At 72.0% G+C, this 12,129-nt stretch carries 10 protein-coding genes and 1 tRNA gene; 5 read left to right on the top strand and 6 right to left on the bottom strand.

Translation table 11 applies throughout. The features are described 5' to 3' along the window. Positions 1–28 precede the first annotated feature (28 nt). Together ACFZB3_RS17635 and ACFZB3_RS17630 are read left to right on the top strand one after the other, a co-directional pair. Positions 29–448 carry a hypothetical protein gene (locus ACFZB3_RS17635; RefSeq protein WP_391376412.1) on the top strand — a complete coding sequence of 140 codons (420 nt, stop codon included), beginning with the start codon at positions 29–31 and terminating at the stop codon, positions 446–448. Between the two features lie 38 nt (positions 449–486). Continuing rightward, positions 487–1,134, top strand: a complete 648-nt coding sequence (locus tag ACFZB3_RS17630; protein ID WP_391376410.1) for a hypothetical protein — start codon at positions 487–489, stop codon at positions 1,132–1,134. Between the two features lie 276 nt (positions 1,135–1,410). Here the strand turns inward: ACFZB3_RS17630 and ACFZB3_RS17625 are convergent, their stop codons facing one another. From ACFZB3_RS17625 to ACFZB3_RS17610, 4 genes are all read right to left on the bottom strand, one after another. Further along, positions 1,411–1,776 carry a hypothetical protein gene (locus ACFZB3_RS17625; RefSeq protein ID WP_391376407.1) on the bottom strand — a complete coding sequence of 122 codons (366 nt, stop codon included), beginning with the start codon at positions 1,774–1,776 and terminating at the stop codon, positions 1,411–1,413. A 494-nt stretch (positions 1,777–2,270) separates the two neighbouring features. Next, a tRNA-Arg gene (locus tag ACFZB3_RS17620) sits at positions 2,271–2,343 on the bottom strand. 81 nt (positions 2,344–2,424) lie between these two features. Then, entirely contained in the window at positions 2,425–3,279 is an 855-nt protein-coding gene (locus tag ACFZB3_RS17615) for an LmeA family phospholipid-binding protein (protein ID WP_391376405.1), read from the bottom strand. Between the two features lie 18 nt (positions 3,280–3,297). After that, positions 3,298–3,996, bottom strand: a complete 699-nt coding sequence (locus tag ACFZB3_RS17610) for a TetR family transcriptional regulator (RefSeq protein WP_391376402.1) — start codon at positions 3,994–3,996, stop codon at positions 3,298–3,300. Between the two features lie 152 nt (positions 3,997–4,148). Here ACFZB3_RS17610 and ACFZB3_RS17605 point away from each other — a divergent pair, with 152 nt between their 5' ends. After that, positions 4,149–5,768, top strand: coding sequence for an MFS transporter (locus ACFZB3_RS17605; protein ID WP_391376400.1), 1,620 nt, complete (start codon positions 4,149–4,151; stop codon positions 5,766–5,768). Between the two features lie 248 nt (positions 5,769–6,016). On the opposite strand, the gene ACFZB3_RS17600 is transcribed toward ACFZB3_RS17605, so the two are convergent. Then, complete coding sequence (locus ACFZB3_RS17600) at positions 6,017–7,609, bottom strand: IclR family transcriptional regulator C-terminal domain-containing protein (protein ID WP_391376397.1); 1,593 nt, start codon at positions 7,607–7,609, stop codon at positions 6,017–6,019. Between the two features lie 221 nt (positions 7,610–7,830). Then, positions 7,831–9,108: a M6 family metalloprotease domain-containing protein gene (locus ACFZB3_RS17595; RefSeq protein ID WP_391376939.1), complete on the bottom strand. Its 1,278-nt coding sequence runs from the start codon at positions 9,106–9,108 to the stop codon at positions 7,831–7,833. A 642-nt stretch (positions 9,109–9,750) separates the two neighbouring features. Between ACFZB3_RS17595 and ACFZB3_RS17590 the strand changes: the two genes are divergently transcribed. Together ACFZB3_RS17590 and ACFZB3_RS17585 are read left to right on the top strand one after the other, a co-directional pair. Further along, positions 9,751–10,401 (top strand): TetR family transcriptional regulator, encoded by a 651-nt coding sequence (locus tag ACFZB3_RS17590; protein WP_391376394.1) that lies wholly within the window; start codon positions 9,751–9,753, stop codon positions 10,399–10,401. Between the two features lie 166 nt (positions 10,402–10,567). Continuing rightward, on the top strand, positions 10,568–12,106 hold the full coding sequence (locus ACFZB3_RS17585) for a DHA2 family efflux MFS transporter permease subunit (RefSeq protein WP_391376391.1): 1,539 nt from the start codon (positions 10,568–10,570) through the stop codon (positions 12,104–12,106). Positions 12,107–12,129 lie beyond the last annotated feature (23 nt).

Below are 12,129 nucleotides of genomic sequence, written 5' to 3'. Positions count from 1 at the left end.
CCGCCCAGCCGACGGAGGAAGACGCACCATGACAGACACCCACGACTCCCCACCGGACGCACCGCACGCACCGGACGCACCGCACGCACCGGACGCACCGGACGCACCGGACGCACAGGACGCGACGCCCGGCGGCTGGCGCGAGATCTACCACGGCGGCTCCCCGGAGACCGAAGAGGCCCACTTCCGTGACCTGGCGGACGTCGTCGTCGCCGTCCAGCGGACGAACAAACGAAAATCCGGCTCGCAGGTCTCCCGCCGCACGTTCCACGCCAAGATCGTCGTCGGCGTGGACAACGCCGAACTCGCCTTCCGGACCGATCTGCCCGCCGACCTGTGGGCCGGAGACTCACCGCCGGAGCCCGGCTGCCGGCCGTCGTCCGGCTGTCCAACGCCAGCGGCACCGTCCGGCCCGACGCCAGCCCCGACCTCCGCGGCGCGGCACTGAAGCTGACCCTCCCCGGCGGCGGCGAACACGACCTCCTCATGACCAGCTACCCGGTCTCCCACGCCCGCGACGCCACCCAGTTCGTGGAGATCGCCAGGATCGGCGCCGGTCCCAAACCCCTGGTCCTGCCGCGGATGTTGGCCAAACTGGGCCCTTCGGAGACCGCCCGCGTTCTCCGCAATCTCAGGCAGGCCAACCGTCCCTCGCCCGGCCTGGCCCTGGAGTCCTACTGGAGCCGCGGCGCCGTCCTGTGGGGCGCCACCGGACCCGTCAGGTTCCGCCTCAGCCCACTCGGCCCACTCAGTCCACTCGACGGTCCTGTCCCGGCGTCGACCCCGCCGCCGGCCTCGGCCGACGGTCTCCAGACCGACTTCGCCGCCCGGCTGACCGATTCGTCGGTCCGGTTCGCTTTGCACATCCAGAAGTACGTCAGCGAGAGGCTGACACCGATCGAGGACGGGGCGGTCGAGTGGAAGGAAACCGACTCGCCCTGGCTCGACGTCGCCACCCTGACGATCCCCGCCCAGAACACCCTCGACGCGAAGGGCCGGGCCACCCGCGACCAGGTCGACACCCTCGCCTTCAACCCCTGGCACGCCCCGGCGGAGTTCCGCCCCCTCGGCAACCTCAACCGCGCCCGCCGCACGGTCTACGCGGCCAGCGCCAGGGAGTGGCACGCCCGCTAGCGACCACGCAGAGTCCCGCCCCGCCCTCCTCCATACGCCGGTCGACGGCAGGGGGCGGCCCGGATCACCCATGGGGGCCGGCCCGGCCGGACACACAGCCGCGACTCGGCCGCCGGTACGAGGAGAGAACCCGGCCGCCACCGGAGAACCGGAAGCAGCCCCGGATCCGGACCGCCTTCGACACCGACGGGCGGGCAGTCGAGGTCCGCGGCACGGTCATGGGGCCGGACGCCTACGTGCTGTCGTACCAGCTCCCGGATGGGCGGGCGTGTGGTGCTAGGCGTTGGGCTGATCCGTGGCTTCAACTACCGGGGCGCCGAACATGGCGCCGATGTTGTTCCACATGAAGCCGTCCTGCCAGTTCGGCTTGTCGTCCGCCCAGCCGAGGAGGGCCTGACGGGCCTTCTCCTGGGAAGCGGTCAGGGTCTGGTAGTGCTCTGCGGGGACACCGTCCCGGTACTCCAGTTGGTAGGTGTTGTTGTCGCGGAACAGCACCTGGATGTACCAGTCGCCCTCGCGGTCCTCGTCCCGTCGTTCCAGGATCAGGTGGTCGCCCTGTCCCAGGTTCGCGAGCATCGTGCCCATCGTCGGCTTGGAGGGGCGCTTCACCGCGTGCCCACGAACGTTCGTCGCAATCAGCATGGACGGAGCATGGCGGAAGGGTCTGACAGCGGTGGTTCCCAGGAAGCCTCCGTGGCTGTCCCGTGTAGTCCGTGCGGCGTTCTTCCGATCTCGCACGTCCTGACTCGACGAGATCACCCGCCGTCTGGAGTAGTTCGCCGCTTCTGGCCGCGATGGTCACGTCTTCGTCGGGCCACAGGGCGGGCAGCTTCGCCGGAGCAACTTCTGCGACGACCGGGTCAAGGCCAGGAAGACCTCAGGCGTCACGACTGAGCCGCACTTCCACGATCTACGGCCCACGGGCAATACGCTCACCCCAGCGGCCGGGGCAAGCACGCGCAAGCTGATGCCCCGCATGGGCCCGCCGATCAGCTCGGGATCATGATCCGCGACCGTGAGCGAGGAGCCTCCAGCTACGAGATGTGACATCCGCATGGCACTAGTGGCACGCCCCCGAACACGACGAAGGGCCGACCAGGGAGGAAAAACCTCCCCTGAACCGACCCTTCTGCCTGTGCCCCCGGCAGGATTCGAACCTGCGACACCCGCTTTAGGAGAGCGGTGCTCTATCCCCTGAGCTACGAAGGCGGGGTGTGACCACCGTCGAGGGCGGTCTCCGACAGCCTAGCGGATCAGCGCGCGGCGGTGGGGTGAGGCGGGGTGCTCGGGTCAGGTGGTCAGGCGTGATGAGTCGTCCTCCGTTGTCGAGCTCTGTGTGGTGCCGGTGGGGTGGAAGGTGACCGATGTGCCCGAGAAGCGGGCGGTGAGGCCGGTCTCCGTGGTGGTGATCGACCGCAGGTGCAGGCCGGTGGGGATGTTCCGGAGCTGGACGGGTTGCGCGAAGGCCTTGTCCAGGGCTGTTTCCGCTGCTGTGGACAGCGGGCCGCCCGTGACCTCGAAGTTCTTGAAGGCGATGCGGTTGCCGGACGCTGCGGAGAGGGTGGCCGTCGTGGTCACGCTGGTGCCGAAGGGGAGGGGGACGGTCGCCTTGAGCCGGTCGGGGCGGCTGCCCCGGGAGACCGACAGGCCGAGGGTGTCGGAGACGTCCGCGTAGGTGAGGAGGGCGGTCGCCCGGGCCGAGCGGGCCTGGGCCTGTTGGGCGTCGTCGGACTTCGTCAATCCCGTGAGGTGCAGGGAGAGTTCGCTCACGGGCAGGGCGCCCGTCGTGTCGTCGGCGGGGATGTCGTGGGCGGTGATGTCCACGTCCCGCAGCCGGCCGGCGGCGATCTGGGTCAGGACCGGGAAGCCGTGCACATGGACCTCGGGCGGCAGGGGGGTGCGCATGCCCTGCTGGAACGCCTTCGCCGCGCGTGACTCCACCTGCACGGCCATGAAGCGGTCGACGGCGACGGGTACCAGGACGAGGAGGAGCAGGAGGGCGACGGCGATGACGGCCGGGCGTCGGTTCTTGCGGGCGACGGGCAGTCCGTGTGCGGTGTGGTGGGGGGAGTGCGGCTCGTAGGGCTCATACGGCTCGTAGGGCTCGTAGGGCTCGTAGGGCTCGTACGGGTGGGGCTGGTGCATGGGGGTCCTTCGGTGGGGTCAGCGGGGGGAGCGGGTCGGGGCGAGGGTGTGGTGGAGGCGGTGGACCGTGGTGGTGGCCAGGTCGTTGTCGACGCCGGCGGCGATCAGGGCGGTGGTGGCGGCGGTGGGGCCGTCGTCGGTCCAGGCGTGCGCGTTGGCGGTCTCCAGGAGGGACAGCAGGTAGGCCTCCAGGGCCCGGCTGAGCGGGGCGGGCGGGACGGTGGTCTGGAAGACGCCCTGCCGCTGGCCCTCCGCGAGGATCCCGGCGACCGCGGTGCGAGCCGGGGCGAGGACCTCGTCGACGCGGTGGGCGCCCAGGTCCTGGCGGGCCAGGTTCACGAGCACGCGGTAACGGTCGGCCGCCGGCCACAGCGTGAGGACGAAGCGGGCCAGGGCGGTCGCCGCGTCGGGGGACGGGGTGCGGGTGGCCTCGCTCGCGAGCCGGACCGCCTCGGCGGCGTCCGCGGCGAGCCCCTCGACGAGTGCGGCCCGGCCCGTGAAGTGGACGTAGACGGTCCGTCGGGCCACCCCGGCGGCCTTCGCGATGTCAGCGAGGGTGCAGTCGGGATCGCGGCCGAGTTCGCGGCGGGCCGCTTCCAGGATGCGGGCGCGGGTGTGTGCCGGGGCGCGAGTCGAGGTGTGGGCCGGGGTGTGGGCCGGGGGGTGGGTCGGGGTGTGGGCCTCGGTGTGTGTGCGGATGTGTGTGCGGGTGGTCACGGTGACACCTCCGAGCCGGGGAGAGGGGGGCGGGCTGAGGCTCGGTCGATAGTTGCACACGGACGGGTAATAAACTAGCGTGCACATCAATGGGCAATTAAGTGGGTCCTGTGCCCGCCACCCAACCCCCCCGCGTCCCCTGGGAGACCCCCGTGCCGTTTCTTGCCAACACCCCCGTCGAGAAGATGCGCGAGCCGTATCCACGGCGCTGGTGGGCCCTGGCCGTGCTGTGCCTGAGCCTGCTGATCGTCGTCATGGCGAACACGTCGCTGATCGTGGCGGCGCCGGACATGACCACGGACCTGGGGCTGAGCAGCAGCGATCTGCAGTGGGTGATCGACGGGTACACCGTCCCCTACGCCGCGCTGATGCTGGTGCTCGGCTCGATCGGCGACAAGTACAGCCGGCGCGGCGCGCTCGTCCTCGGCCTGCTGGTCTTCGCCGGCGGCTCGGTCATGGGCAGCCAGGTCCACCACACCGACCTGGTCATCACCGCCCGGGCGATCATGGGCGTCGGGGCCGCCGTCGTCATGCCGGCCACGTTGTCGCTGCTCGTGGCGGTCTTCCCGAGGCATGAGCGGGCCCGGGCCATCACCGCGTGGACCGCCACGTCGGGACTGGCCATCGCGGTCGGGCCCCTGGTCGCCGGCTGGCTGCTGGAGGACCACGCCTGGGGGTCGACGTTCCTCATCAACGTCCCGATCGCCGTCGTGGCCGTCTTCGGCGCGCTGGCGCTGGTGCCGCCGTCCAGGGCGGAGAAGCCGGGCCGGATCGACTACGTCGGCGGGCTGCTGTCGATCGTGTCGGTGGGCAGCCTGGTCTACGCGACCATCGAGGGCCCGCACTTCGGCTGGGGCAGGGGCCCGGTCACCGCGGCCGTCGTGGCGGGCGTCGGCCTGGTGGCGTTCGTGGGCTGGGAGCTGCGGCATCCGCACCCGATGCTGGACGTGCGGAAGTTCGGCCTGCGCCCGTTCTCCGGGTCGATGCTCGCGGTGCTGTTCTTCTTCTTCGGCACGTTCGGCGCGATCTACTACGCCACCCAGTTCCTGCAGTTCGTCCTCGGCTACAGCGCGCTGGAGACCGGCGTACGACTGCTGCCGCTGGCCGGGGCCGTCTTTGTCGGCGCCGCGATCACCGGGCGGCTGACGCCGAAGCTGGGCGTGAAGCCGATGGTGGTGGCCGGCATGGCGATCGGCACCGTCGCCGTCTTCCTGCTCACGCGGATCGACAAGGGCTCCGTCTACACCGACTTCCTGCCGACGATGACGATGCTCGGCTTCGCGATCGGCCTCAGCGTCTCTCCGGCGACCGACACCATCATGGGCTCCTTCCCCGAGTCGGAGCTGGGGGTGGGCGGCGGCGCCAACGACACCGCCCTCGAACTCGGCGGCTCGCTCGGCATCGCGATCCTCGGCTCGCTGCTCGGCACCGCCTACCGCGACAAGCTGACCGGCCTGGCCGGCGGCCACCTCCCGGCCGCCGCGCTGGACACCGCCAAGGACTCGGTCGGCGGCGGGATCGCGGTGGCCGAACAGGTCGCGAAGACCCCGACCGCCGGGGGGCCGCAACAGGCCCAGGCGCAGGCCCAGGCGCTGCTGGACGCCGTCCACGAGGCGTTCGCCCACGGTGTCGCGCGGACCAGCCTGATCGGCGGGATCATCATGGCCGCCGGGACGATGATCGTGCTCGCCGTACTTCCCGGCCGCCGCGGCGAGACCGAGCAGGCGGAGGAGACCGAAGACCGGCAGAAGGAGCAGGCGGGCGTCGCCTGAGGTGAGCCGGGCGGGCATCCCCGGACGGACCGTGCCCGAGCGGCGCACAACCCCGGACGGACCGTGCCCGAGCGGCGCACAACCCCGGACGGACCGTGCCTGAGCGGCGCACGGTCCCGGACGGTGCCGGGAGGGACGCCCGGCACCGTCCGCCCCTGCTCCGGAGTCCCGGGCGTCTCGGGAGTCCCCAATACCCCCAATACCCCCAATACCCCCAATACCCCCGGTGCCCCGCTGCCCCCGGAGTCTCAGGACAGCGGAACGTGCGTGAAGCGGGACGCGATGTGGAGGTCGTCCTGGACCTGGGCCGCCGTGGCGTGCAGGGCGGGCAGTACGTCGCTCACGCACTCCGCCAGGGTGCGGCGGGCCGCGTGGGTGGCCACGTTCAGGGCGGCTACCGGGCGGCCCGCCCGGTCCCGTACCGGTACCGCGATCGAGCGCAGGCCCGACTCCAGCTCCTCGTCCGCCAGGGCGTACCCGCCCGGCTCGGCGAGGCCCAGCAGGGCCCGGCCGAGCGCCGTGGGGCTCGCCGGCAGGCGGGTGCCCACGGTGATGTCCACGGTCAGGACGCGGCTCGCGGCCGCCACCGCGACGTACTGGATCTCCGCCGGACCGGTCCCCGGGACGCTCGGGACCAGAACCGCCAGTGCCGTCGGCTCGTCGAGGCGGTCCGCGAGGGCGCGCAGCCGGGGGGCCGCCAGGCGGGAGAGGGTGGTGCGGGACAGCGGCGGGTAGCCCAGGGACAGCACCCGGGGAGTGAGGGTGAACTCGCGGCCCTCCGCGGTCACCAGGCCCAGGTGCTCGTACGTGATCAGGGCCCGCCGGGCCGTCGCCCGGGCCAGTCCCGTCGCCTTCGCCACGTCGGTCAGGGTCAGCGCCGAGCGGCCCTCGCCGAAGGCGGTGAGGACCGTCAGACCCCGGGCCAGCGATTCCACGAAGTCGCGGCCGAGTTCGTGCTTCGAGGCGGTGGTCCAGACGGCGAGGCCGGAGGGCGGCGGGCCCGGTTCCGCGGGCCGGGCCCCGTCCTCGCGCAGCTCCGCCTCCATCGCCGTCACCGCCGTACGCAGCCGGGGGAGCAGGGTCTCGCGCAGGTCGGCCGCCGTGTGGCGGCTGGTGTGGCTGACGACGCTCGCCACGCACGCGACCCGTCCGGTCCCCGGGTCGCGCACCGGGACGGACACCGCGACCAGGCCCGGTTCGACCAGCTGGTCGTCCAGGGCCCAGCCGCCGCGCCGGGCCTCCGCGGTCCGCGCCTCGAAGTCGTCGGCGGCGGCCGGGTTCCGGGGCGGTACGGCGGGGAAGCCCGCGTCCGTCGGGTCCGCGGCGCGCCGTGCCCGCCAGTCCGCCCACTCCCGCTCCGTCCACCCGGCCGCGAACAACGGGCCGGGGGCGGTGCGTTCGGCCGGCAGCAGGTCTCCGATGCGGAAGCTGACGGACATCGCGCGGCGCCGGGTCGCCTGGTGGATGAACCGGATGCCGTCCCGGTCGGCGACCGCGAGGGAGACGGACTCGTCGAGTTCGTCGGCGAGCGCGTCGGCGTGCCCGTCCAGCAGCACGGGCAGGCGCAGGGCGGCCAGGTAGGCGTTGCCCAGCTCCATCACCCGGGGGGTGAGCACCGCGTCCCGGCCGTCCTGGCGGAGGTGTCCCATGCGGGCGAGGGTCGCGGTGATGCGGTCCACCGTGGAGCGGGCGAGGCCGGTGCGCCGTTCCAGCGCGCTCGCGCTCAGCGTCCCGCCCGCCTCGGTCAGCGCCTCCAGCACCGCCACGCCCCGGATCAACGGCGTCACCGCCTCGGCGGGCGGCTCGTGCGTCACGGGGGAGGAGGACAAAGGGGCGGTCATCTACTCTCCGGCTCCGATACGACGGTTTGCGCGATTCCGGTGATCCCAGCGATTCCGGTGATCCCCGTGATCCCGGCGATCCCGTGATTCCGGTAGTCCCGTGACTCCCGCGATCTCCGCGATCTCCGTGATCCCAGCAGCGCACGCCTACCGTAAACCGTGCCCCACCTGCCCGGTGCCGGGTCCGGCAGCCCGCCCGGAGCCGCTTGCCTCCGCGTCGCTTACCTCCGCGTCACCCGCACCCGGTAGTTCCCGTCCCCGTCCACCCCCGTCACCAGCACCTCGATCCCGTGCGCCGGGTCCTTGAAGCTCTCGCCCGCCCCGAACGGGGCGTCGGAGAGTTCCGCCTGGACGTTGGGGCTGCGGGTGCAGCCGCCGCTGTCGCGGTGGGCGTCGTACACCTTGATCGGTCCGCGGCCGGTGTCGACGTTCGCGTCGACCTTGTAGATGAGGACGCCCGGGCGGCAGACCTCCTCGTCGTTGCCGCCCGTGGTGCGGACCTCCAGGGCGTAGCCGGTGCGGGCGTCCACGGGGACGAAGACCAGTTTCCGGCCGCCGGGGCGGGAGAGCGGAGTCAGCGTGTACTCGGTGCCGCCGCGGGCCGACGCGCAGCTGACCTGGTCGGGGTCGAGCCAGCCCAGCTTCCACTTGTGCCAGGCGAGGAGGTCGTTGTCGGCGCCCCAGTCCTCGCTCATGATGTCCCAGTGCCCGACCGCGCCCCCGCCCTCCTGGGTGTAGAGGTCGGGCAGGCCGAAGACGTGGCCGTTCTCGTGGGGGAGGACCCGGTAGCCGGTGCGGGCGTAGGAGCCGGAGCCGTCGTCCTGGCGGGAGTAGACGAAGGAGGCGTTGGCGACCGGCGTGCCGTCGGCGACCGGGGCGTCGCCGTTGCCCGCGAACGTCACCGACAGCACGGTGTCCAGGGCGGAGGGGCCGGCGTTCGGGGTGACCAGGATGTTCAGGAGGTCGTACGACCGGAAGTCCACGTCCGGGTCGGCGGCGGCCACGATGTCCTGGACCAGCTGCCGGTAGCCGGGGTCGAAGGGCGCGCCGCGCTCTATGCCGTAGGCGCTGAACGGCTTCGGCATCCGCAGCCAGTGGTCGATCGGCGCGGCGGGCTGGTAGTCGAGCTTGCCGTAGGAGGCGGTGCGGAACCAGTCCTGGGTCTGCGGGAAGAACTCGTGGTAGCGGTCGAGCGCGCTGCCCTGGCCGGGCGCGTCGGGGAAGTCGACCATCAGGGTGAGGGCGTGCACGGTGCCGGTGGAGCGGGAGTAGCCGGCGGGGGTGGGGATGCCCTCGGTCATCTGGATCTCGTGGCCGCCGCTGATCATGCAGGGGCCGTAGACGGAGGAGCGGGCCAGCGCGATCGGGCCGGCGCCGGCCGGCGTGGGGGCCGCCGTGAAGCGCCCGGTGCCCGCCGAGGTGCCGACCGCGAGGATCAGCGCGGCCACGGCGGCGAGGCAGACCGCACGGCGGGGGCGTATGCGGCGGCCCGGCCGTATCGCGCGACCCCGATCCCTGCCCCGGCCGCGCCCGCGATCGCGGCCAGGGCCCGGCGCCGAGCGACGGAACGACGGCGTACGGCGGCGCGGCGGGGCAGATCGGCTCGTGCGGTCAGCGCGGTCAGCGCGGTCAGCGCGGTCAGCGCGGTCAGCGAGGCCAGCGAGGCCAGTGCGGTCAGCGCGGTCAGTGAGATCCGTGCGGTCAGTAAGATCCGTGAGGTCCGAAGAGTCCGTGAGCTCCGTCAGGCTCGTAGGGTCTGTGAGGCTCGTAGGGTCCGTGAGGCTCGTAGGGTCCGTCAGGCTCGTGGGTTTGCGCAGGCGGGCGGGCATCCGCAGGCGGGCGGATATACGGCGGCTGGGCTGCGGCTGCATGCACGGACCTTTCGCGCCACGGCAGCCGCCGGTCTCCGGCTGCACCCTCTGGATCACCCTGTGTCGGCGGGGCGGCGGGCGCGCGCTGGAGGGGCCGATCGTGGGATTCACCGGCGCGGGACGGCGCGACCCGACGGTGTGACTCAGGTCACGTGAAATTCGGAGAAGACGTGGAAATAACCGGGGACCGTCTCCCCGTTTAGACCTGTGTCCGCGCGAAACGGGGAACGCCTCCCCGGATCGCGGAAACCGACAGACCAGGAGTACGCCGTGCAGACCGCGACCGCTGTCCCCGCCGTGCGCAAGGCACCCCGGCCCCGCGCCGACGCCCTGCGCAACCGGGAGCGGATCGTCGCCGCCGCCCGCGAGATGTTCACCGAGTACGGCCCCGACGTGCCGCTCGACGACATCGCCCGCCGGGCCGGCGTCGGCAACGCGACGGTGTACCGCAACTTCCCCGACCGCGACGCGCTCGTCCGCGAGGTCGTCTGCTCCGTGATGGACCGGACGTCGGAGGCGGCCGAGCTGGCGCTCGCGGAGACCGGGGACGCCTTCGGGGCGCTGGAGCGCTTCGTGCACATCTCCGCCGACGAGCGGGTCAGCGCGCTGTGCCCGATGGTCTCCAGCACCTTCGACCAGAACCACCCCGACCTGGAAGCGGCGCGTCAGCGGTGCGAGCAGCTCATCGAGCAGCTCATGGACCGCGCCAAGGCGGCCGGGCAGCTCCGTCCGGACGTGGGAGTCGGCGACGTGATGATCGCCGTGGCCCAGCTCAGCAGGCCCCCGTTCGGCACCGACTGCCTGGTCGGCGACCGCTTCGTCCACCGTCATCTGCAGCTGTTCCTGGACGGGCTGCGGGCCCCGGCCCGCTCCGCCCTGCCGGGCACGGCGGTGACCATGGAGGACCTGCGCCAGGCCTGAACGACCGAGAGCGACAGCACAGTCCCTTAGGGGCCGATCAGTTACCGACCGAGCAGCGGTCTCACCTCATGCGGCCCTTCACCGATTCGTCCTTCCGTCACCAAGATCCGTTTTTCCGTCACGAACCATCGACTTTCCGTCACGAAGTCACGAAGTGGGTACCCCCATGTCTGAAACAGCCGCCAAGGCTCCCGGCACACCGGCACCGTCCGGTGATGCCAACCGCTGGAAAGCGCTCGTCTTCATCGCGCTCGCCCAGCTGATGGTCGTCCTCGACGCCACCATCGTGAACATCGCGCTGCCCTCCGCCCAGACCGACCTGGGCATCTCCGACGGCAACCGGCAGTGGGTCGTCACGGCCTACGCCCTCGCCTTCGGCGGTCTCCTCCTCTTCGGCGGCCGGATCGCCGACCTGTGGGGCCGCAAGCGGGCCTTCGTCATAGGCCTGACCGGCTTCGCCGCCGCCTCCGCGCTCGGCGGCGCCGCGACCAGCGGCGCGATGATGTTCGGCGCCCGTGCCCTCCAGGGCGTCTTCGGTGCCATGCTCGCCCCGGCCGCGCTCTCCCTGCTCGCCGTGATGTTCACGGACGCCAAGGAGCGCGCCAAGGCCTTCGGCATCTACGGCGCGATCGCCGGTGGCGGCGGCGCCGTCGGCTTCATCCTCGGCGGCGTGCTCACCGAGTACCTGGACTGGCGCTGGACGTTCTTCGTGAACATCCCGTTCGCCGTCGTCGCCGCGCTCGGCGCGTACTTCGTCATCCGGGAGCCGGAGGGCGGCCGCAACCGCAACCCGCTCGACATCCCCGGCGTGCTCCTGTCCACCCTCGGCCTGGTCTCGCTGGTGTACGGCTTCACCCGCGCCGAGACCGACGGCTGGAGCGACGCCACCACCATCGGCCTGTTCGTCGCCTCCGCGGTGCTGCTGATCGCGTTCGTCGTCACCGAGATGCGGATCAAGAGCCCGCTGCTGCCGCTGCGCGTGGTCCTGGACCGCAACCGCGGTGGTATCTACCTCTCCCTCGGCATCGCGGTCATCGCGATGTTCGGCACCTTCCTCTTCCTGACCTACTACCTCCAGGTCATCAAGGGCTTCTCGCCGATCAAGACCGGCTTCGCCTTCCTGCCGATGATCGCGGGCATGATGGTCGGCTCCACCCAGATCGGTGCCCGGCTGATGACCCGGGTCCCGGCCCGGACCCTGATGGGCCCCGGCTTCCTGGTCGCCGCGGGCGGCATGCTGGTCATGACCCAGATGGAGATCGGCTCGTCGTACGCCTCGACGATCCTGCCGGCGATGCTGCTGCTCGGTCTCGGCATGGGTACGGCGTTCATGCCGGCCATGTCCCTGGCCACGCTCGGCGTCGAGCCCCGGGACGCCGGTGTCGCCTCCGCGATGGTCAACACCTCGCAGCAGGTGGGCGGCGCGATCGGCACCGCCCTGCTGAACACGATCGCCGCCTCCGCGACGACGGCGTACATCAAGGATCACATCGCGACCGCGACCTCCAAGTCGCAGCAGCAGCTGGTCCAGATGGAGGGCGCGGTGCACGGCTACGCCAACGCGATCTGGGTCGCCGTCGGCATGCTGGTGCTGGCCGCGGTGATCGTGGTGACCCTGGTCAACGCCGGCAAGCCGGACACCACCACGGTGGCCTCCGGCGAGGGCGCCGAGGACGAGGTGGCGGTCCCGGTGGTCGCCCACTGAGCCTCTGAGCGCGACCGGTGACC

This window comes from Streptomyces sp. NPDC008092 (assembly GCF_042957285.1).
Lineage (GTDB): Bacteria > Actinomycetota > Actinomycetes > Streptomycetales > Streptomycetaceae > Streptomyces.
The sequence above is the reverse complement of the archived record's forward strand: the minus strand, read 5'-3'. Positions and strand labels throughout refer to the sequence as shown.

Coding starts and splice junctions, on each gene's coding strand:
- ACFZB3_RS17635 (WP_391376412.1), top strand. CDS start 29: ATGACAGACACCCACGACTCCCCACCGGACGCACCGCACGCACCGGAC.
- ACFZB3_RS17630 (WP_391376410.1), top strand. CDS start 487: ATGACCAGCTACCCGGTCTCCCACGCCCGCGACGCCACCCAGTTCGTG.
- ACFZB3_RS17625 (WP_391376407.1), bottom strand. CDS start 1,776: ATGCTGATTGCGACGAACGTTCGTGGGCACGCGGTGAAGCGCCCCTCC.
- ACFZB3_RS17615 (WP_391376405.1), bottom strand. CDS start 3,279: ATGCACCAGCCCCACCCGTACGAGCCCTACGAGCCCTACGAGCCCTAC.
- ACFZB3_RS17600 (WP_391376397.1), bottom strand. CDS start 7,609: ATGACCGCCCCTTTGTCCTCCTCCCCCGTGACGCACGAGCCGCCCGCC.
- ACFZB3_RS17585 (WP_391376391.1), top strand. CDS start 10,568: ATGTCTGAAACAGCCGCCAAGGCTCCCGGCACACCGGCACCGTCCGGT.